This is a genomic window from Sphaerimonospora cavernae, assembly GCF_042435035.1.
GTDB lineage: Bacteria > Actinomycetota > Actinomycetes > Streptosporangiales > Streptosporangiaceae > Sphaerimonospora > Sphaerimonospora cavernae.
In genome coordinates, this window is record NZ_JBHMQT010000003.1 from 247,097 (window position 1) to 274,078 (window position 26,982).

Consider the following 26,982-nt stretch of genomic DNA (forward strand, 5'->3'; position numbering starts at 1 on the left):
GGTCATTCGATCAAACAATCGAATCGATCAAAGGATCCCGGGCAACACCTCCTCAGACAGGTCGGAGAACTCCTGCTCCTGAGCGGCCAGGTAGGTCTCCCACGCCTGGGCGTCCCAGATCTCCAGCCTGGTGTTCGCACCGATGACCGTGCAGTCGCGTTCCAAACCCGCGTACCGTCTGAGGCTCTGCGGAATCGTGATCCGCCCCTGCTTGTCCGGCGTCTCGTCCGATGCCCCGGCGAAGAGGACACGGCTGTAATCACGGACCGCCTTGGCCGTCACCGGAGCGGTGCGCATGGCCTCGGTGATGCGCTGGAACTCCTCTACTGGGAAGACGTAGAGGCAGCGCTCCTGGCCTTTGGTGATCACAAGACCCTCCGCCAGCTCCTCGCGATACTTCGCCGGCAGGAACAGCCGTCCTTTGTCATCGAGACGCAGAGGGTGGGTGCCGAGGAACACCGGACCCACCTCCCGTGTCTTGCGGAGCGCTCGGCGCTACAGCCTCTGCTCTCCACTGCGCACCACCATACTCCACTTCCCTCCACCGTCAACTGATTCACAGCGTGTCGTCGTGTCATTTTCTCCGCGTTTTCCCAGGTAAATACGGGTGGGGCGAAGTGGGGGGCGGCGAGGCCCGCCAACCCCGACGGCGTAGGCGAAGCCGTACGAGAGGAAAGCGCGCGGCGTTTGTCACGGGATTCGGACGAAGGTGCTACGTAGACAAACTCGCCCGGGAACCTCGGGAGTCATAGGGTCGGTACCACAAGAAACAAAAAGGATGGATTAACCCCCATTTATGGAGGCCCGGTGGCAGCAACCTCCGACGTCGAGATCGACACGGACATCGACATCGCACACCGGATCGGCCGCGCGATCGAATCCGTGATCGAAGGCAAGAGCGACGTCGTCCGCCTCACCCTCACCGTGCTCCTGGCGGAGGGTCACCTCCTCATCGAGGACGTGCCCGGCGTCGGCAAGACCATGCTGGCCAAGGCCCTGGGGCGCTCGATCGACTGCCCTGTCAAACGCGTGCAGTTCACCCCCGATCTGCTACCCAGCGACATCACCGGGGTCAGCGCGTACAACCAACTGACCCGGGAGTTCGAGTTCAAACCCGGACCGGTGTTCGCCAACGTCGTCGTGGGCGACGAGATCAACCGGGCCTCGCCGAAGACGCAGTCGGCACTGCTGGAATGCATGGAGGAGCGGCAGGTGACCGTGGACGGCGTGACCTATGAGCTCGCGCCGCCGTTCATGGTCATCGCGACCCAGAACCCGATCGAAATGGAGGGGACCTATCCCCTGCCGGAGGCCCAGCGCGACCGCTTCACCGCGAAGATCGCCATGGGCTATCCCGCCCCGGCGGCCGAGATGGAGATGCTCGACATCCACGGCGCCTCCCAGCCGCTGGAAAAGCTGCAGCCGGTGGCGACCACCGCCGAGGTGATGGGGCTGATCCGGGCCGTGCGCGCGGTCTACGTCTCGCAACCTGTGAAGCAGTACGCGGTCGACCTGGTGACCGCCACCAGGAACTCTCCCGACCTGCGGGTGGGCGCCTCCCCGCGCGCCACGCTGCACCTGGTGCGCGGCGCCAGAGCGCACGCCGCGCTGTCCGGCCGCGACTATGTGATCCCCGACGACCTGCAGGATCTGGCCGTCCCCGTCCTGGCACACCGGCTGCTGCCGAGCGTCGAGGCCCAGGGGCAGCGCCGCCGGCCGGAGCAGGTGATCGTCGACCTGGTGCGCCACGTTCCGGTGCCGGACGCCAGATGATCGGTCTGAAGGCCCTGACCCCCCGGGGGCGGTCGTTTCTCGCCTCGGGGGCCGCGGCCGCGCTGTGCGCCCTGTTCCTCGGGGAGCACGATCTGCTGCGGGTGGCCGTCCTGATCATCGCGATGCCGCTGATCGCGGCGCTGATCGTGACGCGCACCCGGTACCGGCTGGCCTGCGCCAGGCGGCTCGACCCCTCCCGAGTCCAGGTCGGCGGCGAAGGCACGGTCACCCTGCGGCTGGAGAACGTCACCCGTCTGCCGACCGGGCTGCTGCTCGTCGAGGACACCCTTCCGTACGCGCTGGGCACCCGCCCGCGGTTCGTCCTCGACCGCGTGGAGCCGCACGGCGTCCGGGAGATCGACTACAAGGTGCGGTCCGAACTGCGGGGGCGCTTCCCCATCGGCCCGCTGTCCGTCCGGATCACCGACCCGTTCGGGCTGGTCGAGCTGACGAGATCGTTCACGATCACCGACGTGCTCGTGGTCACCCCCGAGGTGGTGCCGCTGCCCCCGGTGCGCCTGTCCGGCGAGTGGACGGGCGGGGGCGACAGCCGTACCCGCTCGGTGGCGGCGGCGGGCGACGACGACGTGGCGCCGCGCGAGTACCGCCGGGGCGACGACCTGCGCCGGGTCCACTGGCGGTCGACCGCGCGGCACGGCGAGCTGATGGTCAGGCGCGAGGAGCAGCAGTGGCAGAGCAGGGGCGCGCTGCTGCTGGACACCCGCAGGTGCGCGCACCGCGGTGAGGGCCCCCGGTCGTCGTTCGAGGTCGCGGTCTCGGCCGCCGCCTCGATCGGCGTGCACCTGTCGCGCGACGGGCTGGGCCTGCGCCTGATCACCGACCAGGGCGCGCAGCATCTGGCCGACACCGGTGCCTCGTGGTCACTGCTCGACGCGCTCTCGGTCGTACGGCACAGCTCGGCGCGGTCGCTGGAGCACGGGATCGCGGCGCTGCGGCAGGGCGGCGGCGACGGCCTGATCGTCGCCGTGCTGGGGACGGTCGACTCCACCGACGCCCGGGAACTGGCCCGGCTCAAGCAGCCCGGTGTGACGGGGATCGCGGTCTTGCTGGGCACTTCAGACGAACCGACGAGCCCCGGCATCGACGAGACAGTCGAGAACGTACTGGCCGCCGCCGGATGGCGGGTGATCCGTCTTTCCGCCGGCGTCTCACTCGCGGCCGTCTGGCCCGAGGCCGCGCACAGGAGGGCGGGCATCCGATGAAACTGCCGGTCGCCGCGGGGCTGGCCACGGCCGCCGTCACGATCACGCTCTACCCGCTGTTCAACGGCGGCGCCTGGTTCTGGGCCTGCATGGGCGCCGTCCTGGTGACGACGGCGGCGGGGATGCTCCTGTCCCGTCTCGCCCCGCCCGGCCGCGCCCCCTCCGTCTGGGCCTCCTCCACCTGGGCGGCGATGACCGCGATGGCGGCCGCGCTGGGCGTCTACCTGACCGCCGCCTTCGCCGGCGACCAGGCATGGTTGCGGGTGATCCCGACCAGGGACTCCATAGTGCGGCTGTCCTCCCTGCTCGGCGAGGGCTTCGCCGACATCCAGCGCTACGCCGCACCCGTGCCCGCCGATCCGGCGGTCTGCCTGCTCACGGCGGGCGGCGTCGGGCTGGTCGCGATCCTCGTGGACCTCCTCGCGGTACGACTGCGCCGCGCCGCGACGGCCGGACTGCCGCTGCTGGCCCTGTTCACCGTGCCCGCGGCCGTGATGGCCGACCCGCTCGGCTGGCCCGCGTTCGTCATCGCGGCGTTCGGGTACGTCGGACTGCTCGTGGCCGACGGCCGGGAACGGCTGAGCCACTGGGGCCGGGCCGTGGTCGTACGGCGGTCGCAGCTCGCCGCCGCCGGGGTGCTGCCCGACACGGGACGGCTGGCGTTGTCGGGCAAGCGGATCGGCGTGATGGCAGTCGCGCTGGCGATCCTGCTCCCCGGGCTGCTGCCGACGCTGGCGCCCGATCCGCTGTTCGGGTTCGGCGTGGGCAACGGCTCAGGGCCGGGCGGGGGCAGCATCGGCGTCCCGGACGCGATGGTCAAGCTGGGCTGGCAGCTCAGGCAGCCGGAGAACGCCACCGTGCTGACCTACACCTCCAGCGACGGCCGCTCCCGCTACCTGCGCATCTACGCCCTGGACAGGTTCGACGGGACGACCTGGAGGGTCGGCAGGCTGCAGGGACGCCAGGAGGACCGGGTGTCGGAGGGTCCCCTCCCCCCGGCCCCGGGGCTCGGCCCCGGCGTCGCGACGCATCAGGCGGAGACCCGGATCACGATCAGCGAGGACATCAGCAGGCTCAACTTCCTGCCGCTGCCGTATCCGGCGACCCGGGTCGACGTGGACGGCGACTGGCGGGCCGACCGTCCCTCGCTACTGGTGTTCTCCACCCAGGACGAGGCGGCGGGTCTGCGGTACCGGGTGCTGACCGGCGAGCCGGAGCCGACCGCCGCGCAGCTCAGGCTGTCGACGGCGGCGGATCCGGAGCTCGACAGCCCCTATCTCGAGCTGCCCGGCACACTCGATCCGGAGGTCCGCGCCCTGGCCGCCCGGGTGACCGGGCAGGCCGCCACGCCGTACGAGAAGGCGGTGAAGCTCCAGGAGTGGTTCACCAGGACGGGCGGCTTCACCTACAGTCTGGACGCGTCGTACGGCGGCCCGCGCGCGCTGTCGCACTTCCTGATCGGCCCTAACAGCCGGAAAGGGTACTGCGAGCACTTCGCCGGCGCGATGGCCGTGATGGCACGAACGCTCGGCATTCCGGCCCGGGTCGCGACCGGTTACACCGGCGGCACGAGGACCGGCGAGATCTGGACCGTGCGCACGCACGACTCCCACGCCTGGCCCGAGCTGTACTTCGACGGTGTCGGATGGCTGCGGTTCGAGCCGACCCCGGGCGGCGGCGCCGGCCAGGGCACGGCCCAGGCGCCGCAGTACACGCTGCCGGTGACCTCGACGGCGGCGCCCACGCCCGGCTCCTCGGCCGGCTCTTCGGCCGGCTCCGACGACACCGATCGGGCTGGGGGCCCGCTCCGGCCGGACCGGCGCAGGCTCGACCGGGAGCTCGGCGGTGCGCCCGTGCCGGTGGATCCGGGGACGCCGACGGCGGTCAAGGTGGGTGCGGCGGCAGCCGCCGCCCTGCTGCTGGTCCTGGTGCCGGCGGGGATCCGGAGGATGGTACGGCTGCGGCGCCGGCGGGCGCTGCTCGGCGCCGCGACCGCTCCCGCGGTCGAGGCGGCCTGGGCCGAGCTGTGCGACACGCTCACCGATCTCGGGCTGGCTCGCGAGCCCGGGGAGAGCCCGCGCGCACTGGGCAGGCGGCTGACCCACGGAATGGACGACGAGGAGGCCGCGTCCGTGGCCCGGATCGTTTCGGCGCATGAACGGCTCCGGTACGCCCGCACTCCCGGGGAGACGATCCCCGGACCCGCCGATCTCGCGAAGGTGCGCCGGGCGCTGGCGCGCGAGATCTCCCGGGGGCGGCGGCTCGCGATCGGCCTGGCCCCCACGTCGACGCTGCTGCGCATCCGGGCTCTCGGCGGAAGGGCGCTCGACGTCTTCGACCTGTCCGTCATCCGCCGTTGAGGCATACCGGGGATTGAACCCGGTCCGCCACCCCCGGATGCGGGGCGGCGGGCCGGGTTCGCGGTCCTGCCGGGGAAGGGGATGACGGGGTCAGCGCTCGTCGCGGCGGCGGCGCCACCGCTCTTCCATCCGCTCCATGAAGCCCTGCTTGCGGCTGGGCCGGCGACCGCGGGGGCCGGCGCCGGAGGAGGAGGAAGAGGAGGAGGAGGAGTCGCCGAATCCGTTCATGCGCATCCAGCTCGACAGCCCCCACAGGCAGGCGGCGAGCATCACGACGAACCCGGCGGCACCGAGGGGGATCTGCGCCGCCACGACGCCGACCATTAGCATCACCACGCCGAGGGCGAAGCCGATCCAGGCCTTCACGAGGCGGCGCTTGTAGTGGTTGCGCGGATCTCTCGTTCGGACGCTATTGGCCCACTTCGGGTCCTCGGCGTAGAGGGCCTGCTCGATCTGGTCGAGCAAGCGCTGCTCGTGCTCAGACAGCGGCACGGCGCCTCCCAAGGACGGCCCCATTCAGGGGAAAACGGCTACAGACGACGCGGGGTGTCCAGACCTCGCGGTCGGTTATCCCCAGAATACGAGCCCGTAGACGTAGGCGAAAGAAAACGTCCAACGCGGGCCAAACCGGAGGCGACGTCATGGACCCATTGCATCAGACGGAGGCCGCACCAGCGACGCCGGGCGCACCGCCTCGGGCCCGAAACGCCGGGTCGCCCGGTCCACGGCCAGTTCGGCCTCCCGCCAGCCGGTCTCCCGCTCGCCCAGGGAGAGCTGGCGGGTCGCGGTGGCCGCCGGGCGGAGATTCTCCACCCTGACTCCGACCAGCCTGAGGCGCACCCGCTCCAGGCCGGCGGCCTCGTAGAGCACGCGAGCCGTGTCGTAGATCTCCTTCGCCACGTCGGTCGCCTCTCGGAGCGTCCGAGACCGGGTGATCGTCGTGAAGTCGGAGCGGCGCAGCTTCACGCTGACCGTCCTGCCGACGTGCCCGCCCGCCCGCAGGCGCGCCGCGACCCGCTCGGACAGCCGCAGCAGCTCCCGCCTGATCGTCTCCGGGTCGTCCACGTCGTGGGGGAAGGTCTCCTCACCGCCGATGCTCTTGTCCGGGGCGTCGGCCACGACCGGACGGTCGTCCCGGCCCCAGGCCAGCTCCGCCAGGTGGGCCCCGACGGCCCCGAACTCGCGTCGGAGCGTGGAAACGGGCACCTGGGCCAGGTCGCCCACCGTCCGTATGCCGAGCCGCACCAGGGCCTGCTCGGTGCGCTCGCCCACGCCCCACAGCGCCCCGACGGGCAGCGGATGAAGGAACTCCACGGCCTGGTCTGCCGGGACGACCAGCAGCCCGTCCGGCTTGCACGCGCGGGAGGCGAGCTTGGCCACGAACTTGCTGCTCGCCACGCCCACCGAGCAGGTGATGCCATGACGCTCGGCCACCTGCTCGCGGATCACCCGGGCGATGAGCGCGGGCGGCCCGAGCCTGCGGCGGGCCCCGCCCACATCGAGGAACGCCTCGTCGGACGCGATCGGCTCGACCAGCGGCGTGATGGCCTCGAAGATCTCCCTGATGCCCCGGGAGACCTCGGCGTACCTGCCGTGACGGGGCGGGATGACCGTCGCCACCGGGCACAGACGGCGAGCCCGGGTCATCGCCATCGCCGAGTGGACGCCGAACCGCCGGGCCTCGTAGGTGGCGCTGAGCACCACGCCACGTGCCCCGGGCGCCCCCACGATGACCGGGGTGCCCTTCAGCTCGGGCCGGTCGAGCAACTCGACGCTGGCGTAGAAGGCGTCCATGTCCACGTGCAGGATCGGGCAGCCGCTGTCGTCGCCGACCTCACCGCCGGGCCCTCGACCGGCCCCTCGACCGGCCCGGTCGCCGACGCCGCCGATGATCTGTTTCCGGGACACGCCATCGACTCTACCCGAACAGTCATTCGAAGCACGTCAAATCTTGGGCGATTTCATCTGCCCGGGCGATGTCACCGGTGGGCGATGACATGGAGTTGGGCGGCGATGTCGCGCAGCACCGGGTGGCCGGCCGCCGCCCGCTCCAGCGCGATGAGCCCGTCGGGATCGCTCTCGGCCGTCATGCCCGGCATCAGTTCGGCGAAGATCCGTACACCGTGGACGTCGGTCACCGTGAACCCCGCGGCGGCGAGCAGCCCGGCCAGGGCCTCCCGGGAGAACCGCCTTCCCGACGGCTCGGTCAGCAGCAGCCGTCGAGCCTCGTCGAACTGGCCCGCCAGAGCGCGGTGGACGACCGCCGCCACCGAGTTGGCCGCGAGCACGCTGACCGCGCCGCCCTCACGGAGGATGCCGCCGACGGCGCCGAGCGCCTTCGCCGGATCGTCGACGTATTCCAGAACGCTGTGGCACAGCACCAGGTCCGCGCTGCCGTACTCGAGCAGGTCGCCGAGGTCGGCCACGTCGCCCTGCAGTCCCTTGACACCGACGCCGGTCTCGGCGGCGCGGCGTTCCAGCGCGGCCAGCGAGTCGGGCGTCGGATCGACCACGGTCACCACGTGTCCCAGCTTGGCGAGCGGTACGGCGAAGCCGCCCGTGCCGCCCCCGGCGTCGACGATGTCGAGCGAGTCGCGGCCGGTCGCCGCGGACCGCCGGGCGAGGACGGCGCGCAGCGCCTCCCAGACGACGGTCTGCCGTGTGGCGTCACGCACGTGCGGCCTCCTACTTTCCACCGGCCGCGCTGCCGGATGCGACAGCGCTTCTAGAGCGACAGGGACGGCTTGAGCTGCTTGAACCGGGCCAGCATGCCATTCACGAACTGCGGCGACTCGTCGGTCGACAACTCCCCCGCCAGATGGACCCACTCGCTGATGACCACGCCCTCGGGGACGTCGTCCGACCAGAGCATCTCGAAGGTCCCCGCGCGCAGGATGTTCCGGTCGACCGCCGGCATCCGCTCCAGGGTCCACCCCTCGGAGTAGGTCGAGATCAACTCGTCGACGCGCTCCAGGTGCCGGACCACACCCTCGACGATCTTCGAGGTGTACTCGTTCACCGGCGGATCCGACCGCTCCACCCGCTCGGCCAGCACGCTGAGCGGGTTCTCCCTGCGCGCCTCGGCCTCGAAGAGGACATCCAGCGCGCGGCGGCGCGCCTTCCCCCGAGCCGACACGTCAGGCCCGACCGAGATATTCGCCGGTACGGGTGTCGACCTTGACCTTCTCGCCGGTCGTGATGAACAGCGGAACCTTGATCTCCGCGCCGGTCTCCAGGGTGGCGGGCTTGGTGCCGCCGGTGGAGCGGTCGCCCTGCAGGCCCGGATCGGTATGAGAGATCGTCAGCTCGGCGGCCGCCGGAAGGTCCACGTACAGCGGGTTGCCCTCGTTGAAGGCGACGGTCGCCGTGGTGTTCTCCAGCATGTAGTTGGCGGCGTCGCCCACCACGGAACGCGCCACGTTGACCATGTCGTAGGTCTCGGTGTCCATGAAGACGAAGTCGTCGCCGTCGAGGTAGGAGTACTGCATCTCGCGCTTGTCGACGTTGGCCACGTCGACCTTGACACCGGCGTTGAAGGTCCGGTCGAGGGTCTTGCCGGTCAGCACGTTCTTGAGCTTGGTGCGGACGAACGCGCCGCCCTTGCCCGGCTTGACGTGCTGGAACTCGACGACGGACCACAGCTCGCCGCCGTCGAGCTTGAGCACGAGTCCGTTCTTCAGGTCGTTCGTCGTCGCCACGTGGTCTCCCGCATGCGGCTGCCCTACAGGATGAGCAGCTCCTTGGTGGTCAGTGTGAGAAGCTCCGGCCCGTCGTCGCGCGTGACCAGCGTGTCCTCGATGCGCACGCCGCCCCTGCCCGGCAGGTACACCCCCGGCTCAACGGTGATCGGAACTCGATCCTCTAGTCTACCGGTCCTGTCAGGGCCCAGGAACGGCTGTTCGTGGATCTCCAGGCCGACCCCGTGGCCCAGCCCGTGCTCGAAGTGCTCCCCGTGACCCGCCGCCACGATCACCTCGCGCGCCGCCGCGTCCACCTGATGAGCCGTCGCACCGGGTCGTACGGCGAGGCACCCGGCGTGCTGAGCCCGCCGTACGAGCTCGTAGAGGTCGCGCTGCCAGTCGGCCGGCCGGCCGACGGCGACCGTGCGGGTCATGTCGGCGTGGTAGCCCCCGTAGCGGGCGCCGAAGTCCATGGTCACCAGGTCGCCGGAGCGGACCGGCCGGTCCGAGGGCGAGTGATGCGGGATCGAGCCGTTGGGACCGGCCGCCACGATGGAGTCGAACGCCGGCTTGTCCGCGCCGAGTTCCACCATCCGGACCTCCAGCCACCTGGCGATCTCCCGTTCGGTGACACCGGGGGTGATGCGCTCGACGACCTGGGAGAACGCCTCATCCGTGATCGAGCAGGCCCGGCGCAGCGCGTCGATCTCCTGCTCGTCCTTGACCGCGCGCACCGCCTCGACGAGCCCGCCGACCGGGGTCAGCGGGTCACGGCCGAGCCGTTGAACGAGCTGGCCGCCGAGCCATCGAAATCGGGCCACCGACATGTGGTCGGCCTCGACCGCGATGCCGTCCGCGGCGTCGGCGCAGGTGATCAGCACCGAGGCCACGTCGCGATCGACGACCACCTCCACGTCCGGGCACTGCCGCCGCGCCGTCTCCGCGTACCGGGAGTCGGTGGCGAGCACGGCCTGCCCGCCGGTGCCGACGAGCACCGCGGCGTTCGAGCTGGACAGCCCGGTGAGGTAGCGCACGTTGACGGGGCATGTGACGAGCATCGCGGCGACACCGTGCTCGGGGAACGCCGCGGCCAACCGGGCCCGGCGCACGGCGTGAAGTGAGGCATATGACACGGCTGGACTCTACTGCGTGGATCTACCGACCGGGATGTGGATCTACTGCGGGGGCTCCGCGGTGGAACGCGCGGAGCGCAGCACCGCCTCGCGCAGGCAGAGCACGGCGACGAGTCCGAGCGCGGCGGCCGGCACTCCGACCAGGAAGACCGTGCGCGTCGCCGAGGAGAACGCCTGGATCACGACGTTCCGCACCTGGGGAGGCAGGTGGTGGATCGCGTCCGGGGTGCCCAGCGCGAGGCCCGCGGACCGGGCGTCGAGCATCGTGGCCAACTCGTTCCGCACCCGGTTGCTGAGGATCGCGCCGAAGGCCGCCACCCCGACCGCGCCGCCCAGGCTGCGGAAGAACGTGACACCGGAGGTGCTGACCGCCATGTCGCGGCGCTCGACCGAGTTCTGCGTGGCGAGGAGCAGCATGTACATGCCCAGTCCGAGCCCCACGCCGACGATCGCGATGTCGACTCCGATCACCACGTAGGATGAGCCGACCTCCAGGCGGGACAACAGCCACATGCCCACGGTCACCAGCGTCATTCCGACCATCGGAAACACCTTCCACCGGCCGGTCCTGGTCACGATCCGCCCCGAGGTGATCGACGCGACGAACATGCCGATGACCATGGGCAGCGTCATGAGCCCGGAGTCCGTCGGGCTGAGGCGTTTGACGATCTGCAGGTACTGCGGCAGGTAGATCATCACGCCGAACATGGCGATGCCGATGAGCAGCGACGCCAGGCTCGCCAGGACGAACGTCCGGTCGCGGAACAGCCGCGGCGGCAGGATGGGGTCGGCGGCCCTGCGCTCGGCCGGGATCGCCAGGGCGAACAGCACCAGGCTGAGCGTGCCGAGGCCGTACGTCCAGGGGGAACCCCAGTCGAACTCGTGGCCGCCCAGTGACAGCAGCAGCATCAGCGTGGCGGCGCCGCCGGTCAGCGTGGTCGCACCCCACCAGTCGATCTTGGTGTCCCACCGCACGCGCGGCAGCCGCAGCACCTTCTGGATGACGACGAACGCCACGACCGCGAGCGGGACGCACACGTAGAAGCACCAGCGCCAGCCGAGCCACTCGGTGTCCACGATGAAGCCGCCGAGGAGTGGACCGGCGACCGTGGCGACCCCGAAGACCGCCCCCGTGTAGCCCAGGTAGCGCCCACGCTCACGCGGCTCGACCACGTCGCCGAGGATCACCTGGACGAGCGCGGAAAGGCCGCCGCTCCCGAGACCCTGTGCGGCGCGCGCCGCGATCAGCATGCCGATGCTCTGCGACAGACCGGCCATCATCGACGCCGCCACGAACAGCCCGAGGGCCAGCTGGAACATCAGCTTGCGCCCGAAGATGTCGGAGAGCTTGCCCCACAGCGGGGTCGACACCGTCATCGTCAGCAGCGTCGAACTGGCCACCCAGGAGTACTGCTCCTGCCCGCCGAGCTCGCCCACGATCGTCGGCAGTGCCGTACCGACGACGGACGTCGAGATCATCGAGGTCAGCAGGGCCAGCAACAGCCCGGAGAGGATCTTGATGACCTCGCGATGCGTGTACAACCTCGGCGCCGCTTCCCGCACCATCTCCTGGGTCACGCGATCTCCTCTCCGCCGGGATTGTCCTCCCTGGACCGGGCTTCCCTGGTCTGGGCCCCGCCCTTAGTAAACGCTTGTTTACCTGCGAACCACGATAACCTACGCAAGGTGACACGAGATCGGGCAGCCACCAGCGAGCGGATCCTCGTGGCCGCACGCGAGCTGTTCAGCGAGCACGGCTACGACCAAGTGACGATCCGGATGATCGCGTCGGCGGCCGAGGCGAACCCGGCGCTCGTCAACCGTTACTTCGGGTCGAAGGCCGACCTGTTCGCCAAGGTCCTGATCAGCGGCTCCACGCTGGAATCCGAAATCGAGGGCGACCCGGAGGAGCTGCCCGCCCGGCTGGCCGCTCACGTCGCCAGGCGGCTGAGCGCCGGGAGCCGCGACCCGCTGGTACGGATGATCGACCGGGCCGGGGCGAGCCCGGAGATCCGGGCGTTGCTGCGGGCGCGGGTCGAATCCGCCATGGTCGACGCGCTCCGGGCCCGACTGAGCGGCCCGGACGTCCGGGAGCGCGCCCTGCTCGCCACGATGGTCATCCTCGGCGCCGGTCCGCTGCGCAGGCTCACCGACCCGCGGACCCTCGATGCCGCCGACCCGGACGTGCTGTCCGCACGGCTCGAACGGATCTTCACCGCCTGCCTCAACGACCCGCCGGCCCGACCCTAGGCAGCGAGTTCTCTGATCTTTTCGATGAGGCGGACGCGGTCGCCGTGGGTGGCGGCGACGGGGGTCACGTTGAGCGTGGTGACGCCCGCCTCGCGCATGGCCGCCAGCCGCTCCCTCACATGGCCCTCCGGACCGATCAGCGACATCCGCTCCAGCAGCTCACCCGGCACCGCGGCCTCAGCCTCCTTCTTCCGGCCCGCGAGATAGAGGTCCTGGATCAGCTCCGCCTCCCGCTCGTAGCCGTACCGGCGGGCCAGGTCGTTGTAGAAGTTCTTGCCGCGCGCGCCCATGCCGCCGATGTAGAGGGCGGCCATCGAGCGGCCGAGCTCGAGGATGCCGTCCACGTCGTCGCCGATCGCCAGCACCGCCTGGGCGATCACGTCCAGCTCGCCCAGCGCGGGATCCCTGCGCGCCCGGCCGGCGGCCAGGGACGGCCCCCACACGTCGGCGGCCTTCTCCGGCATGAAGAAGATCGGCTCCCAGCCCTCGGCGATCTCGGCGGCGAGCTCCACGTTCTTCGGCCCGATCGCCGCGATCACGATGGGGATCCGCTCCCGCACCGGATGGTTGATCAGCTTGAGCGGTTTGCCCAGGCCGGTGCCGCCCTGCAGCGGCATCGTGTAGTGCCTGCCGGAGTGCTCCAGCCGTTCCCGCCGCCACACCTTGCGGCAGATCTCCACGATCTCGCGGGTACGGCCCAGCGGCGCCGTGTACGGCACGCCGTGGAAGCCCTCGATCACCTGGGGGCCGGACGCGCCGATGCCGAGCGTGAAACGCCCGTCGGAGACGTAGTCCAGGCCGGCCGCCGTCATGGCCAGCAGCGTGGGCGTGCGCGAGTAGATCGGCAGGATGCCCGAGGCGATCTGGAGGCGCTCGGTCTTCGCGGCGATGTATCCCATCTGGCTGACCGCGTCGAAGCTGTAGGCCTCGGGCACGAACACGATGTCCAGGCCGGCCTTCTCGTAGTCGGACAGCTCGGCGACGGTCTCCTTGAAGCCCCCCGCGTAGTTGAGGGCCATCCCGATCCGCATCCGCTTCGTCCTTCCGTACGCCCACCCGAACCGAACGTTATTCCGTTTCGGTGACAAGGCTAACCCGAAATCGAGCGGTCCACCTGAACGCCCCGTCATCCCGCCTCTGGCGGTCTCGTCGCCTGACGACGCACCGCGGCCAGATCCTCCGGAGTGTCGACGTCGGCCGGGTCGCCCACGTCGTCGCACGGCACCGGGGTCACCAGCTCGGGATGGGCCCGCAGGAACGGCCGCGCCCCCACGTCGCCCTCGGCGAGCGCGCACACCTCCGCGAAGTGTCCGCGCGCGATCAGCACGGGGTTGCGCGGCGCCCCGCCGTACGTGGCGACGGCGACCGTGGCGCCGGCGTGGAACGCCTCGATCAGCCGCGCCACGGCGGCCGGCCGGACCAGCGGCTGGTCCACGAGGGCGATCACCGCGGCGGCGGCCGTGTCGGGCAGCGAGCCCAGGCCGACGCGCAGGGACGAGCCCATGCCACTCGCCCAGTCCGGGTTGTACACGGCCGCCGTCCCGCTGATCCGGATCTCGGCGGCGCCCAGCACGACGACCACGGGATGGCAGCCGCCCTCGGACAGCAGCCGCACGCCGCGTTCGACCAGCCGCTCGCCGGCGAACTCCACCATGGCCTTCGGCGTCCCGAGCCGGCTGCCGCCGCCGGCCGCCAGCAGCACCCCGGCGATCTCCCCCATCACCCTCACCCGTCGCCGTGGATGCGGCCGGCCGTCTCGCTGAGGGAATGACCGGAGCCGCCCCAACGAAGCTTGATCAGCTCGGCGGCGATCGAGACGGCGGTCTCCTCCGGGGTGCGCGCCCCCAGGTCGAGCCCGATCGGCGAGCGCAGCCGCACCAGTTCGGCCTCCGACAGGCCGGCCTCGCGCAGCCGGGCGAGCCGGTCGTCGTGGGTCCGCCGCGAGCCCATCGCGCCGATGTACGCCGCCGGGGTCCGCAGGGCGACCTCGAGCAGTGGAACGTCGAACTTGGGGTCGTGGGTGAGCACGCAGACGACGGTCCGCTCGTCGACCTCGACGGAGGACAGGTAGTCGTGCGGCCACCGGACCACCACCTCGTCCGCCTCGGGGAAGCGCTTGGCCGTCGCGAACACCGGGCGGGCGTCGCAGACGACGACGTGGTAGCCGAGGAACTTGCCGACGCGGGCCACGGCCGCCGCGAAGTCGATCGCGCCGAAGACGAGCATCCGCGGCGACGGCGCGAACGAGTGGACGAACACCTGCAGGTCGTCCAGCCGCCGCTCGCCCTCGGCGCCGTAGCGCCGGACGCCGGTCAGCCCCTGGGCGAGCATGCCGCGCACGTCGTCGTCCACCGCTTCGTCCAGCCGGGCCGAGCCGAGCGATCCGGAGGCGTGGTCGGGCCACACCACGCGCCTGGCCCCGACGGTGCCGGGCCCGGCCACGATCGTGGTCACGGCGACCGGGCGGCGCGCCTCGATCGACGCGGCCACCTCCCCCAGTTCGGGAAACGTCTCCTTGCACACGGCCTCGACGAACACGTCGATGATGCCGCCGCAGGTCAGCCCGACGGCGAAGGCGTCGTCGTCGCTCACGCCGTACCGCTGGAGCACCGGCGGCCCGCCGGCCACGACCTCCCGCGCGAGCTCGTACACCGCCCCCTCGACGCAGCCGCCCGACACGCTGCCGACGGCCTCGGCGCCGAGGACCGCCATCGACGCGCCGGGCGGGTGCGGCGCGCTGCGGAACGTGCCGACCACGGTGGCCAGCCCGAACCGCTCCCCCGACTCCCACCATCCGAGGATCTGGGGCAGCACATCACGCATCGGCTCGGGCACCTCCCAGTAGCGCGGCCAGCTGCTCGAACGCGGCCAGGCTGTGCCCGGCCACGAAGTCCGTGACGTACGGCAACGCGGCGCGCATCCCGGCGGTCAGCGGCCGGTACGCCGGGTCGCCCTTGTGCGGATTGACCCAGATCACCCGGTGAGCGACGCGGGACAGGCGGGCCATCTGGGCGCCCAGCAGGTCGGCCGAGCCCCGCTCCCAGCCGTCCGAGGCGATCACGACGGTCGAGCCGCGCGGGTCGGGCAGCCGCAGCAGCGCCTTGAGCTCCTCACCGAGCCGGGTCCCGCCGCTCCAGTCGGGGATGGTCGCCGAGCACGCCCGCATCGCCGCGTCCGGATCGCGGTGGCGCAGTTCGGCGGTGATCCTGGTGAGCCGGGTGCCCGCGCTGAACGCCTCGGTCGCCCTCGGCTCGGTGCGGACCAGCGCGTGGGCGAAGCGCAGCAGCGTGTCGGCGTAGGGCGCCATCGAGCCGCTGACGTCCACGACCATCACCACCCGGCGCGGCCGGTCCCGATGCGCGCGCAGCCGCAGCCGGGCCGGATCGCCACCCCGCCGCACCGCCTCCCGCACCGTGCGACGGCCGTCCAGGACGCCCCGGTGCGACGGCTGGAACCGCCGGGAGGAGCGCCGTTCCCGCTCGCCGCGCAGCAGCGCCAGCAGCCGGTGGACCTCACGCCGCTCCGCCTCGGTCAGGTGCGCCACATCGCGGTGGCGCAGCACCTCCGCCTCGCTCGCGGTCGCGGGCAGCGCACTCGTCTCGCCGCCGGTCTCCGGTTCGCCCGAGCCGTACGGCGAGGCGATCGCGCGGATGACCGTCACGGTCATGCCGGCCCTGCCGGGGCGCGGCCGCCGCCCGCCGAAGTAGGCGGCGAAGCAGCGGTCGTACCGGGGCACGTCGTCGGGGCTCGCGCACATCGTGAGGCGGCCCGCCCAGTAGACGTCCCGCTCGCTGCCGGCGTCCAGGCTGGCGAGCGCTTCGAGGAAGCTCTGCTCGCGGTGGTGGTCGGCGGGCACCCCGGCGGCCCGGAGCGTGCGGGCGAACCCCGCCATGACCTCCGCCATCGCCCGTGCCGTCCCCTGCGCCGTCCCCTGTGCCGTCGACCCCGCGTCAGGCATGGCGCCCGTTCCATTCGGCCCGGACGGCCTCCTGATCCTCACGGTATTTGAGCAGCGCGCCCAGGGAGGCGGCGGCCAGGCCCGGGTCGAGGCGGGTCGCGCCCAGCGTGAGCAGGGCGGCGGCCCAGTCGAGCGTCTCGGCGATCCCCGGCGGCTTGACCAGGTCGGCCCGGCGCATGCGGGCCGCCGCCTCGGCGACGTCGGCGGCCAGGCGCTCGGTGCAGCCGGGCAGCCGCCTGAGCAGGATCGCCACCTCGTCGTCGAATCCGGGATGCTCCAGCCAGTGGTAGAGGCAGCGCCGCTTGAGCGCGTCGTGGACCTCACGCGTCCGGTTGGAGGTCACCACGACGACCGGAGGGGTATGCGCCCGGATCGTGCCGAGCTCCGGGATCGAGATGGTGAAGTCGGACAGGACCTCCAGCAGGAACGCCTCGAACTCGTCGTCGGCCCGGTCGATCTCGTCGACCAGCAGCACGCTCGGCTGGGTCTCCAGGGCCCGCAGCAGCGGCCGGGCGACCAGGAACCGGCGGTCGTAGATCTCGCCCTCGAGCGCGGCGGCGTCGGTCACCCCCGCGACCTCCGCAGCCTTCAGGTGCAGAAGCTGGCGGGCGAAGTCCCAGTCGTAGAGGGCCTGGGCCGCGTCCAGCCCCTCGTAGCACTGCAACCGGATCAGCGGCGCGTCCAGGACCGCCGACAGGGTCTTGGCCAGCTCGGTCTTGCCGACGCCGGCCTCTCCCTCCAGGAACAGCGGGCGGCCCATCCGCAGCGCGAGGTACGCCGACGTCGACAGACCCTCGTCCGCCAGGTAGTCGTGCCCGTCGAGAAGCTCCGCCAGCATGGCCGGCGACTGGATGTCAGATGCCTTGATTGTCCGCCGCAGCACACGCACAGGCTACGTCGCCGCTGATCCGCTGGGAATCGGCCGAATCCGCCAAAGAAACCGGCTGATTCGGCTATTTCGCCGTCAAACGCGGTCGGGGGCCTCGCCGCGATCGCGGATGAGGGCGCTCAACTCGGCGACCGCCCGGCGCGAGCGCTCCCGCTCGGTGCTCTGGATGCCCATCGCGCCGACGGTGAGGCCGTTCGCGACGTCGATCTTGGGCCAGGGGTCGCCCTCGTCCATCGTGACGTCCAGGACCTCGGGCCACTCGTACCGGTGCACCCGGAGCGCGTTCACGATCGTGATGCCGCGCTCGTCGGCCTCCACCCGCAGCCGCCCGAGGAGATGCAGCGCGCCGGCCACCAGCAGGCCGAACACCACCATGCCGATCCTGTCGGGCAGATGGAACATGCCCGACGGCAGGGTGATCGCCAGGACGACCGAGCCGACGACCATCACGACCGCCATGCCGTACGCGATGATCGTGGCGCGCCGGGGACGCCAGGTCATCGGCAGCGGCGGGGGGACCTGCTCACCCACGACGGCTCACTCCACGGATCACCCCACCGCCGGCCGCGCGGATGCGGCTCCCCGGCTTCCACATGGTCAATTGATGCGACCTTCCCTAAGACGGCGCTCAGACAGTCAGGCTGCGCAGGACGAGGGCCGTCTCCAGCGCCGCGATGGTGGCCTCGTATCCCTTGTCCTCTTTGCTACCGGGCCCGCCGGACCGCTCGACCGCTTGATCAAGGGTGTCACATGTGAGCACCCCGTTCCCGACCGGGGTGGACTCGTCCAGGGACACCCTGGTCAGGCCCGCCGTCACCGAGTCGCACACGTAGTCGAAGTGCGCGGTGTCCCCGCGGATCACCGCGCCGAGCGCGACCACCGCGTCGTAGCGCCGGGCCATGGCCTGGGCCACGACCGGGATCTCCAGCGAGCCCGCCACCCGGACGGTGACCGCGACCGCGCCGCTGTCCTTCGCCGCCTGTTCGGCCCTGGCCGTCAGCCTGTCGGTGATCTCCTCGTGCCAGCGGGCCGCGACGATGCCGACAGTCAGGCCGCCGGCGTCCACGGCAGCGGCCTCCGGGCGTCCAGTTCCACTCATCCGATGCCTCCTTCTGGGATGTGGTGGCCGAGCCGCTCGCGCTTGGCCGACAGATAGGTCTCGTTGTAGGGGTTCATCGCGACCGGCATGGGCTCACGGCCGAGGACCTTGACGCCGTAGCCGTCCATGCCGCGCACCTTGGCCGGGTTGTTGGTCAGCAGCCGCACCGACTTCACCCCGAGGTCGGCGAGCATCTGCCCGGCGTTGGAGAACTCCCGCGCGTCCACCGGCAGCCCCAGCTCCAGGTTGGCGTCGACCGTGTCGCTGCCGTTGTCCTGCAGGCCGTACGCCCTGAGCTTGGCCAGCAGGCCGATGCCACGGCCCTCGTGGCCGCGCAGGTAGACGATGACGCCCCGGCCCTCTTCGGCGATCATGCGCATGGCGTTGTCGAGTTGCACCCCGCAGTCGCAGCGCAGCGAGCCGAGCACGTCACCGGTGAGGCACTCCGAGTGCGCCCGCACCAGCACGTTCTCGCCACCGTCGAGATCGCCGTATACCAGGGCCACGTGCTCGCCGCCGTCGAGTGCGCTGGCGAAGCCGTACGCGCGCCACATGCCGTACCGGTTGGGGATGCGGGTCTCGGCGATCCGCGTGACCATCCGCTCGGAGCGCTTGCGGTGCTCGACGAGCTGCTCGATCGAGACGAGCGCGAGATCGTGCTCGTCGGCGAACTCGCGCAACCTCGGCAGCCGGGCCATCGTGCCGTCGTCGTTCACGATCTCGGCGAGGGCGCCGGCGCCCGACAGCCCGGCCAGCCTGGCGAGGTCCACGGCGGCTTCGGTGTGGCCCCGCCGTACGAGAACGCCGCCCTCCCGGTAGCGCAGCGGGAAGATGTGGCCGGGCCGCACCAGCTCGTACGGCTCGGTCGCCGAGTCGCACAGTGTACGGATCGTCCTGGCCCGGTCGGCCGCCGAGATGCCGGTGGTCACCCCGTCCCTGGCGTCCACGCTGATCGTGTACGCCGTTCTGAGCCGTTCGCGGTTGTCGTGCACCATCAGCGGCAGCCCGAGCCGGTCGAGCGTGGCGCCCTCCATGCCCACGCAGATCACGCCGCTGGTGTGCCGGATCATGAACGCGAGCAGCTCCGGCGTGGCCTTGGCCGCGGCGAAGATGAGATCGCCCTCGTTCTCACGGTTCTCGTCGTCGACGACCACGACGGGCCTGCCGTCGCGGATGTCGGCGATCGCCCGCTCGATCGGATCCAGCTTGATCATCGGGCCCCGCTCGTTCATCGGATCCAGCTTGTCCTCGGTCACGCCGCCACCGCCTCCGCCGGTCATGCCCGCATCCCGGCGGTCAGCTTCTCGACATACTTGGCGATCACGTCGACCTCGAGGTTCACCGGCTCGCCCGGCTGCTTGCCGCCGAGGGTGGTGAGCTCGAGTGTGGTGGGGATCAGGCTGACCGAGAACCAGTCCGCCGCCGCCTCGACCACGGTGAGGCTGACGCCGTCCACCGCGACCGACCCCTTCTCCACCACGTAGCGGGCGAGATCGGCGGGCAGTGAGATCCGTACGATCTCCCAGTTCGCGGCCGGTTCGCGGGACAGGATCACCCCCGTGCCGTCCACATGGCCCTGCACGATGTGCCCGCCCAGGCGCTGGTCCACCCGTACGGCACGCTCCAGGTTCACTCGTGAGCCGGGCCGCAGCACGCCGAGGCAGGAGCGGTCGAGCGTCTCCTTCATCACGTCGGCGGTGAACGCGGCCTCCTCGACGGAGGTCACCGTCAGGCACACGCCGTTGACGGCGATCGAGTCGCCGAGACGTGCGTCCCCGGTGACGAGTTCGCCGCGCACGGTGAGCCGCGCCGAGTCCCCGTCCCCACCGTCTCTCGGTCCGGGGCCCGCGCCCCCACCGTCTCCGGACTCGACGGCGACGACCTCGCCGAGCTCCTCGACGATTCCGGTGAACATCTCAACTCTCCTTCGGGGGAAGCCCGGCGTGGGTGAAGGAGAGATCCCAAGAGATACCGATCGCTCTTCCCTCCCGCCTGCGCCGGACACGTCGTCACGGCGGGCCCCGGGGAAGATGCGCTTCGCATCACGTCAACGGACGGCTGCGCCTCCTCGGCGCGGTCGCCCGCTCGCGCGCTTCCTCCCATCCGGACTTTCACCGTCGGTCCTGGAATCTCACCAGGTCCACCGGCCGATGGCTTCGGCCGGGTCGCGGACTTCACCCCTCGCGGGGCGTCACCGCCGGTTCGGAATTACACCGACCCCGGAGCACGCTCGCTCTGTCGCCAACCAGTGTGCCATGCCTGCCCCCGTGACCGTTATGGAGGGATTGCTCTATCGCCTCCGTGCCGGCTCCGTTCCGGTCCTGTCAGGATCTGGTACTGGTTGTGTCACAGAACTGTGACACAAGAGCATTTGTGTAATATCGAGCTTCTCTCATCACATCTACGCAGGTCAACCGAGTTACCGGACACGAGGTGATTTATTTTGAACAACGAAGCAAACAAGAACTCCCACGCCCTGTGGAAATCATTGACCCTCGGAAAATAAGTTGCGAAGGTTCCCCTAGAGTCGGACCGCATCCGACTCGCTGACGGTCCACCCCGGGAGCACCGCACCCATGAAGTTCCCCTCTTCGGCCCCCTCCTCGGCGGCCGCCGACGCCACCGCGGACACCGCCGGTTCCGCCGAGCCGGCGCAGCCCGCCTCCGCCTTCGTCGGCCGCTCACCCGGGCAGCTGATGTGGCGGCGGTTCCGGCGCGACAGGACGGGCGTCGTCTCGGCCTTCATCGTGCTGGCGTTCTTCCTGATCGCCCTGCTGGCCCCGGTCATCGCCAAGCTTTACGGCAAGGACCCGTACACGACGTACGGGCAGAACGAGCCGGGCCTGCTGAACCCGTACGGGTACCCGATCGCGCCGAACGGCGGCATGAGCGGCGAGTTCTGGTTCGGCCTGGAACCCGGGCTGGGCCGCGACGTCTTCATGCAGCTCGTGTACGGCATCCGCACCTCACTCAGCATCGCCGTCATCGTGACGGTGGCGGTAGTGCTCATCGGCGTGGTGGTGGGCATCACCGCCGGCTACCTCGGCGGCAAGACCGACTACGTGATCGGCCGGATCATCGACACGCTGCTGGCCTTCCCCGGGCAGCTCTTCCTCATCGTCTTCCTGCCGGTCGTCGAGGCCGCCCTGGTGCTGCCGGAGGAGGAGACCCCGGTCTGGCTCAGGTTCGTCTCGATCTGCATCGTGCTGAGCGTCCTCGGCTGGGCCGCGATCGCGCGCCTGCTCCGCTCGCAGGTGCTGTCGCTGCGCACGAGGGAGTTCGTGGAGGCGGCCCGGGTGACCGGCGCCTCGCCGGCCCGGATCATCTTCAAGGAGCTCCTGCCCAACCTGTGGACCCCGATCATCATCCAGGGCACGCTGCTGCTTCCGCTGTTCGTCAGCGCCGAGGCCGGCCTGGGTTTCCTCGGAGTCGGCATGACCGAGCCGACCCCCGACTGGGGCCGCATGTTCATGGTAGGTGTCAACGTCTACCACTCCGACGTGACATATCTCCTCTTCCCCGGAATCTCGATGGTGATCTTCGTTGTCGCGTTCAACCTGCTCGGGGACTCCATCCGCGACGCTTTCGACCCCAAGACCAAGCGCTGACTCCGGCAGCGCCTACCCCCATAGGAAGGACCACATGAGATCGCACAGTAGGCGAATCGCCTCGATGACGGCCGTGCTCGCGGCAGGCGCGCTGGCCCTGGCCGGCTGCGCCAAGGGCGGAGGCGGCGGCGCACCCGAGACGGCCGGGGCCAGTTCTTCGCAGCAGCCGCTGGAGAACAAGGCGGTCAGCACGATCACGGTCGGCACCGCCGAGGACTCCAAGGGCCCCGCCCCCGAGATCCCCGGAGCCACGTCGGGCGGCACCGTCAACATGCTCGACCGTGACGACTTCAGTCATCTGGACCCGGGCCGCGTCTACATGAACTACAACGCCTCGGTGTCGGAGCTGTTCACCCGGACGCTCACCAACTACAAGCGCAACGCCGACGGCACGCTCACACTGGTCGGCGACCTGGCCACCGACACCGGCACCACCACCGACGACGGCAAGACCTGGACGTTCACCCTCAAGGACGGCCTGAAGTGGGAGGACGGCTCCCCGATCACCTCGGCCGACATCAAGTACAGCTTCGAGCGCCTGTTCGCCGAGTTCATCACCGAGGGCCCGACCTACGCCCAGCAGTGGCTGGTCCCGGACCCGGACAAGCCCTTCCGCGACCAGTACAAGGGCCCCTACGACGGCAAGGGACTCGACACGATCGAGACCCCCGACGACAAGACGGTGGTCCTCCACCTCAACGGCGCCCACCCGGACTTCAACTTCACGCTGGCGATGACGGGCTACGGCGCGGTGCCGAAGGCTCACGACACCAAGCAGAAATACGACAAGCAGCCTTTCTCCTCGGGCCCGTACAAGATCGTGAGCCACATCACGGACAAGTCGCTGGACCTGGAGCGCAACCCGAACTGGGACGCCGGCACCGACCCGATCCGGCACGCCTACCCGGACAAGTGGCACATGGAGTTCGGCTACCAGTCGCAGCAGACGACCGAGCGCTTCCTGGCCGACAACGGCAAGGACAAGCAGGCGTTCACGTTCCACAACCCGGTCGCGGCGGAGCGGGTGCAGGAGGTGCTCGGCAACGCCGAGGCGATGCAGCGCTCCCTGCAGGGCCTGACGCCGTTCACCACGTTCTACAACATCAACACCAAGCGGGTCACCGACGTCAACGTCCGCAAGGCGCTCATCACCGCCTGGCCGAACAAGCAGATCCAGCAGCTCGCGGGCGGCGAGATCAACGCAGGCAAGGTCGCCACGACCGTCATGAGCCCGACCGTGATGGGTTATGAGCCCTTCGACCTGTACGGCAAGCTCGACAAGCCGGAAGGCGACCCCGAGGCGGCCAAGAAGCTGCTGGCGGAGTCGGGCGACCCCAACCCGACCATCGTCTACGCCTACAACCAGACGCCGACGCAGGAGAAGATCACCGTCGCGATCAAGGACGCGCTGACCAAGGCCGGCTTCAAGGTCGTGGCCAAGCCGCTGAACCCGGCGACCTTCTACGACGCGATCGGCCTGGTGGACAACAAGTACGACGTCTACTGGGGCGGCTGGGCGGCCGACTGGCCGACCGGCTCCACCGCGATCCAGCCCGTGTTCGACGGCCGCCAGATCGCCGACGGCGCCACGAACTGGACCCACCTCAACGTCCCGGAGATCAACGAGGCCATCGACAAGGCCAACGCGATCGCCGACGCCGACGAGGCGGGCAAGGCGTGGGCCGCCATCGACCGACAGATCATGGAGCAGGCCGCGATCATCCCCGAGTTCTACCAGACCTACTTCGGCCTGTACGGCTCGGGCCTCGGCGGCGTCAGGTTCGATCCGATCTGGGGTGAGCAGTCGCCGCTCGACATCTGGGTCAAGCAACCGTAACCCGGCCGCCGCTCCCGTTCCGGCGGGAGCGGCGTCCCCCGACCATCCGCCCGCTGGAGCAAGTACGAGACCATGGCCAGCTTCCTGGTACGCCGGATCCTCGGCGCACTCGTGATCCTGTTGATCATCAGTGCCGTCACGTTCTACCTCTTCTACGCCATCCCCCGCGACCCCGCCCGAGCGTTCTGCGGCAAGATCTGCCGTCCGGAGACGCTGGAGCTCATCCGGCACAACCTGGGGATGGACGAGCCGCTGTTCGTGCAGTACTGGCACTGGCTCGTCGGCATCTTCGCGGGCCGCGAGTTCGTCCAGTTCGGTGAGTGCCCGGCGCCCTGCCTGGGCTACTCCTTCGCCACCCAGGAGCCCGTGTTCGGCGCCATCGTGGACCGCTTCCCGGTGACCCTGTCCCTCACGCTCGGGGCGTCGGTGGTCATCCTCTCCTTCGGCATCCTCACCGGCATGCTCGCCGCCTGGAAGGTTGGGCAGCCCCTCGACAAGATCGCCAGCTCCTCGTCGGTGGTCGGGGCCTCCCTGCAGGTCTACTTCATCGGACCGCTGCTGGCCTTCTTTCTCGTGGACTCACTCGATCTGATCCCGCGCCCGTCCTACGTGCCCATCACCGAGGACCCGATGGGCTGGTTCACCCACCTGATGCTGCCGTGGGTGGTGCTGTCGATCATCTTCACCGCCAACTACACCCGCATGACCCGATCCCAGATGGTCGAGCAGCTCAGCGAGGAATACGTCCGTACCGCACGGGCGAAGGGCATGTCGAGCCGGACTGTGTTCTTCCGCTTCGCCTGGCGTGGTGCGATGATCCCGATCGTCACGATCTTCGGCGTCGACCTCGCCGTGCTCCTGAGCGGAGCGATCATCACCGAGCAGACGTTCACCCTGCACGGCATCGGCGAACTGGCCGTGCGCGCCGTGCAGAACACCGACCTGCCGATGCTGCTCGGCGTGACCGTCGCGGGCGCGACCGCCATCGTCCTGCTGAACATCGTGGTCGACGTGCTCTACGCGTTCATCGACCCGCGCGTACGGCTGGGTTGAGCGATGGGCCCGGACATCATCAGCAAGGAGCAGCAAGTGACCACCTCGCCCGCGGGGCCGTTCCTGTCCGTCCGCGACCTCAGCGTCGAGTTCAGCACCGAGGACGGCATCGTCCACGCGGTCGACGGGCTCTCCTTCGACCTGGAGAAGGGCACCACGCTCGGCATCGTCGGGGAGTCGGGATCGGGTAAGTCGGTCACGAACCTCACGATCCTGGGGCTCCACGATCCCGACCACACGAAGATCGGCGGAGAGATCTGGCTGGAGGACCGGGAGCTGCTCGGCGCCGATCGCGCCACGATGGAGAAACTTCGCGGCAACCGCATCGCGATGATCTTCCAGGATCCGCTGACCGCGCTGTCGCCGTTCCATACGATCGGCCGCCAGATCGGCGAGGTCTACCGCAAGCACCGGGGCGCGAGCAAGAAGGAGTCCCGCGAGCGGGCCATCGAGATGCTGAGCCGCGTCGGGATCCCCCAGCCGGCCACCCGCGTCGACCACTACCCGCACGAGTTCTCCGGCGGTATGCGGCAGCGCGCGATGATCGCCATGGCGCTGGTCTGCGACCCCGACCTGGTGATCGCGGACGAGCCGACGACGGCCCTCGACGTGACGGTGCAGGCGCAGATCCTCGACCTGCTGAAGGAGCTACAGCAGCAGTCCGGCACCGCGATCATCCTGATCACGCACGATCTCGGGGTGGTCGCCAACACCGCCGACGACGTTCTGGTCATGTACGCCGGCCGGGCGGTCGAGCGGGGGACCGTACGCGAAGTGCTCCGTGAACCCCGCCACCCGTACACGTGGGGGCTGCTCTCGTCGATGCCCCGCCTGACCTCCTCCGTGGACGTGCCGCTGGAACCGGTACGGGGCACTCCCCCAAGCCTGCTCAACCCGCCGCCCGGCTGTCCCTTCCACCCCCGCTGCGACTACCCCGAGCTGGCCGGGCCCGAGCTCTGCCGCACGCAGCGGCCGGAGCTCTCGCCGGGCACCGGCCACAGCGACGCCTGCTATCTCACTTTGCGGCAGAAGACGGACATCCGTGCCCAGATCAAGGACCAGGTATGAACGAGACGCTGCTGGAGCTTCAGGGGCTGGTCAAGCACTTCCCCGTCCGGGGCGGCGTGCTGATCAAGCATCAGGTCGGCAGCGTCCACGCGGTGGACGGGATCGACCTCGCGGTCGGAGCCGGCGAGACTGTCGGGCTCGTCGGCGAGTCGGGTTGCGGCAAGTCCACCACCGGGCGGCTGGCCGCGCGCCTGCTGGAGCCGACGGCAGGCAAGATCCTCTACCGGGGGCGGGACATCGCCCATGACTCCCGGCGCCGGCTCAAGCCGATCAGATCCGAGATCCAAATGATCTTCCAGGATCCCTACAGCTCACTCAACCCCCGCCACACCGTCGGCACGATCATCAGCGGCCCGATGGAGGTCAACGGCATCGAGCCCGCGGGCGGCAGACGCAAGCGGGTGCAGGAACTCCTGGAGATCGTCGGCCTGAACCCCGAGCACTACAACCGGTTCCCTCACGAGTTCTCGGGCGGGCAGCGCCAGCGCATCGGCATCGCCCGCGCGCTGGCGCTCAACCCCAAACTGATCATCGCGGACGAGCCGGTGTCCGCGCTCGACGTGTCCATCCAGGCGCAGGTCGTCAACCTGCTGCAGGAGTTGCAGCGCGATCTCGGCATCGCGTTCCTGTTCATCGCGCACGACCTCGCCATCGTGCGTCACTTCTCCCAGCGCGTCGCGGTGATGTACCTCGGCAAGATCGTGGAGGTGGGCGACCGTCAGTCGATCTACGGGCGGCCGCGGCACCCGTACACGCACGCGCTGCTGTCCGCCGTGCCCGAACCCGACGTGGACGGCGAGCCCCGGGAGCGTATCCGCCTGGCCGGCGACGTGCCCTCCCCGATCAACCCGCCGTCGGGTTGCCGGTTCCGGACCCGTTGCTGGAAGGCGCAGGACAAATGCACCACCGAGGTGCCCCCGCTGGTGCGGCTGAACGGCAACCGGGAGGGACACCTCACGGCCTGCCACTTCCCCGAGGCTCCCACGGTTCAGGGCGACGACGTCGTGCTCGACCCCGCCCTCGCCTGACCCCCTCCCCCTCCCCGTGATCT

General features: G+C 70.3%; 26 protein-coding genes and 1 riboswitch. Of the genes, 9 read left to right on the forward strand and 17 right to left on the reverse strand.

Going from position 1 to position 26,982, the window contains the following annotated elements; translation table 11 throughout:
* Positions 1-27: 27 nt before the first annotated feature.
* Complete coding sequence (gene mraZ / locus ACFHYQ_RS01620; protein ID WP_394299238.1) at positions 28-459, reverse strand: division/cell wall cluster transcriptional repressor MraZ; 432 nt, start codon at positions 457-459, stop codon at positions 28-30.
* Positions 460-807: 348 nt separating this feature from the next.
* Here mraZ and ACFHYQ_RS01625 point away from each other — a divergent pair, with 348 nt between their 5' ends.
* The 3 genes from ACFHYQ_RS01625 to ACFHYQ_RS01635 are packed head-to-tail and all read left to right on the forward strand — an operon-like array spanning position 808 to position 5,356.
* The gene (locus ACFHYQ_RS01625; protein ID WP_394299239.1) at positions 808-1,773 is read left to right on the forward strand and encodes an AAA family ATPase; all 966 of its coding nucleotides are present in this window, start codon (positions 808-810) and stop codon (positions 1,771-1,773) included.
* Positions 1,770-2,996 (forward strand): DUF58 domain-containing protein, encoded by a 1,227-nt coding sequence (locus ACFHYQ_RS01630; protein WP_394299240.1) that lies wholly within the window; start codon positions 1,770-1,772, stop codon positions 2,994-2,996. Before ACFHYQ_RS01625 ends, ACFHYQ_RS01630 begins: the two co-directional genes overlap by 4 nt.
* Complete coding sequence (locus ACFHYQ_RS01635; protein WP_394299241.1) at positions 2,993-5,356, forward strand: transglutaminase TgpA family protein; 2,364 nt, start codon at positions 2,993-2,995, stop codon at positions 5,354-5,356. Before ACFHYQ_RS01630 ends, ACFHYQ_RS01635 begins: the two co-directional genes overlap by 4 nt.
* A gap of 90 nt (positions 5,357-5,446) precedes the next feature.
* Here the strand turns inward: ACFHYQ_RS01635 and ACFHYQ_RS01640 are convergent, their stop codons facing one another.
* From ACFHYQ_RS01640 to ACFHYQ_RS01670, 7 genes are all read right to left on the reverse strand, one after another.
* The gene (locus ACFHYQ_RS01640) at positions 5,447-5,848 is read right to left on the reverse strand and encodes an SCO2097 family morphological protein (protein WP_394299242.1); all 402 of its coding nucleotides are present in this window, start codon (positions 5,846-5,848) and stop codon (positions 5,447-5,449) included.
* Positions 5,849-5,995: 147 nt separating this feature from the next.
* Positions 5,996-7,264, reverse strand: coding sequence for a DNA polymerase IV (locus ACFHYQ_RS01645; RefSeq protein ID WP_394299243.1), 1,269 nt, complete (start codon positions 7,262-7,264; stop codon positions 5,996-5,998).
* A gap of 71 nt (positions 7,265-7,335) precedes the next feature.
* Positions 7,336-8,031 (reverse strand): methyltransferase domain-containing protein, encoded by a 696-nt coding sequence (locus ACFHYQ_RS01650; RefSeq protein WP_394299244.1) that lies wholly within the window; start codon positions 8,029-8,031, stop codon positions 7,336-7,338.
* Between the two features lie 50 nt (positions 8,032-8,081).
* A complete protein-coding gene (gene nusB, locus ACFHYQ_RS01655; protein ID WP_394299245.1) occupies positions 8,082-8,492 on the reverse strand; it encodes a transcription antitermination factor NusB in 411 nt (136 codons plus the stop codon).
* A gap of 1 nt (position 8,493) precedes the next feature.
* Entirely contained in the window at positions 8,494-9,054 is a 561-nt protein-coding gene (gene efp, locus ACFHYQ_RS01660; RefSeq protein WP_394299246.1) for an elongation factor P, read from the reverse strand.
* Between the two features lie 23 nt (positions 9,055-9,077).
* Entirely contained in the window at positions 9,078-10,169 is a 1,092-nt protein-coding gene (locus tag ACFHYQ_RS01665; protein WP_394299247.1) for a M24 family metallopeptidase, read from the reverse strand.
* A gap of 42 nt (positions 10,170-10,211) precedes the next feature.
* Positions 10,212-11,735 (reverse strand): MDR family MFS transporter, encoded by a 1,524-nt coding sequence (locus ACFHYQ_RS01670; protein WP_394299630.1) that lies wholly within the window; start codon positions 11,733-11,735, stop codon positions 10,212-10,214.
* A gap of 120 nt (positions 11,736-11,855) precedes the next feature.
* Between ACFHYQ_RS01670 and ACFHYQ_RS01675 the strand changes: the two genes are divergently transcribed.
* Positions 11,856-12,419, forward strand: coding sequence for a TetR/AcrR family transcriptional regulator (locus tag ACFHYQ_RS01675; RefSeq protein WP_394299248.1), 564 nt, complete (start codon positions 11,856-11,858; stop codon positions 12,417-12,419).
* On the opposite strand, the gene ACFHYQ_RS01680 is transcribed toward ACFHYQ_RS01675, so the two are convergent.
* The 9 genes from ACFHYQ_RS01680 to ACFHYQ_RS01720 form a co-directional block, all read right to left on the reverse strand.
* The gene (locus ACFHYQ_RS01680; RefSeq protein WP_394299249.1) at positions 12,416-13,450 is read right to left on the reverse strand and encodes an LLM class F420-dependent oxidoreductase; all 1,035 of its coding nucleotides are present in this window, start codon (positions 13,448-13,450) and stop codon (positions 12,416-12,418) included. The genes ACFHYQ_RS01675 and ACFHYQ_RS01680 overlap by 4 nt on opposite strands.
* A 95-nt stretch (positions 13,451-13,545) precedes the next feature.
* Positions 13,546-14,139: a nucleotidyltransferase family protein gene (locus ACFHYQ_RS01685; RefSeq protein ID WP_394299250.1), complete on the reverse strand. Its 594-nt coding sequence runs from the start codon at positions 14,137-14,139 to the stop codon at positions 13,546-13,548.
* A gap of 5 nt (positions 14,140-14,144) precedes the next feature.
* The gene (locus ACFHYQ_RS01690) at positions 14,145-15,242 is read right to left on the reverse strand and encodes an XdhC family protein (RefSeq protein WP_394299251.1); all 1,098 of its coding nucleotides are present in this window, start codon (positions 15,240-15,242) and stop codon (positions 14,145-14,147) included.
* Complete coding sequence (locus ACFHYQ_RS01695; RefSeq protein ID WP_394299252.1) at positions 15,235-16,377, reverse strand: vWA domain-containing protein; 1,143 nt, start codon at positions 16,375-16,377, stop codon at positions 15,235-15,237. Before ACFHYQ_RS01695 ends, ACFHYQ_RS01690 begins: the two co-directional genes overlap by 8 nt.
* Complete coding sequence (locus tag ACFHYQ_RS01700) at positions 16,370-17,260, reverse strand: AAA family ATPase (RefSeq protein ID WP_446746287.1); 891 nt, start codon at positions 17,258-17,260, stop codon at positions 16,370-16,372. The genes ACFHYQ_RS01695 and ACFHYQ_RS01700 overlap by 8 nt, the downstream gene beginning before the upstream one ends.
* Before the next feature lie 81 nt (positions 17,261-17,341).
* Positions 17,342-17,797, reverse strand: coding sequence for a PH domain-containing protein (locus ACFHYQ_RS01705; RefSeq protein ID WP_394299253.1), 456 nt, complete (start codon positions 17,795-17,797; stop codon positions 17,342-17,344).
* Positions 17,798-17,894: 97 nt separating this feature from the next.
* Positions 17,895-18,365: a 6,7-dimethyl-8-ribityllumazine synthase gene (gene ribH / locus ACFHYQ_RS01710; protein ID WP_394299254.1), complete on the reverse strand. Its 471-nt coding sequence runs from the start codon at positions 18,363-18,365 to the stop codon at positions 17,895-17,897.
* Complete coding sequence (locus ACFHYQ_RS01715; RefSeq protein ID WP_394299632.1) at positions 18,362-19,579, reverse strand: bifunctional 3,4-dihydroxy-2-butanone-4-phosphate synthase/GTP cyclohydrolase II; 1,218 nt, start codon at positions 19,577-19,579, stop codon at positions 18,362-18,364. The genes ribH and ACFHYQ_RS01715 overlap by 4 nt, the downstream gene beginning before the upstream one ends.
* A gap of 62 nt (positions 19,580-19,641) precedes the next feature.
* The gene (locus ACFHYQ_RS01720) at positions 19,642-20,280 is read right to left on the reverse strand and encodes a riboflavin synthase (protein ID WP_394299255.1); all 639 of its coding nucleotides are present in this window, start codon (positions 20,278-20,280) and stop codon (positions 19,642-19,644) included.
* A gap of 170 nt (positions 20,281-20,450) precedes the next feature.
* Positions 20,451-20,597, reverse strand: a riboswitch (FMN riboswitch).
* Positions 20,598-20,941: 344 nt separating this feature from the next.
* On the opposite strand from ACFHYQ_RS01720, the gene ACFHYQ_RS01725 reads away from it, so the two are divergent.
* The 5 genes from ACFHYQ_RS01725 to ACFHYQ_RS01745 all read left to right on the forward strand — a co-directional run bounded on the left by ACFHYQ_RS01725 (position 20,942) and on the right by ACFHYQ_RS01745 (position 26,959).
* Positions 20,942-21,973 carry an ABC transporter permease gene (locus ACFHYQ_RS01725; protein ID WP_394299256.1) on the forward strand — a complete coding sequence of 344 codons (1,032 nt, stop codon included), beginning with the start codon at positions 20,942-20,944 and terminating at the stop codon, positions 21,971-21,973.
* Between the two features lie 34 nt (positions 21,974-22,007).
* Positions 22,008-23,810, forward strand: coding sequence for an ABC transporter substrate-binding protein (locus tag ACFHYQ_RS01730; RefSeq protein ID WP_394299257.1), 1,803 nt, complete (start codon positions 22,008-22,010; stop codon positions 23,808-23,810).
* Positions 23,811-23,882: 72 nt separating this feature from the next.
* Complete coding sequence (locus ACFHYQ_RS01735; RefSeq protein ID WP_394299258.1) at positions 23,883-24,863, forward strand: ABC transporter permease; 981 nt, start codon at positions 23,883-23,885, stop codon at positions 24,861-24,863.
* 36 nt (positions 24,864-24,899) lie between these two features.
* Positions 24,900-25,931: an ABC transporter ATP-binding protein gene (locus ACFHYQ_RS01740; protein ID WP_394299259.1), complete on the forward strand. Its 1,032-nt coding sequence runs from the start codon at positions 24,900-24,902 to the stop codon at positions 25,929-25,931.
* Positions 25,928-26,959 (forward strand): ABC transporter ATP-binding protein, encoded by a 1,032-nt coding sequence (locus ACFHYQ_RS01745; protein WP_394299260.1) that lies wholly within the window; start codon positions 25,928-25,930, stop codon positions 26,957-26,959. Before ACFHYQ_RS01740 ends, ACFHYQ_RS01745 begins: the two co-directional genes overlap by 4 nt.
* The last annotated feature ends 23 nt before the right edge of the window (positions 26,960-26,982 follow it).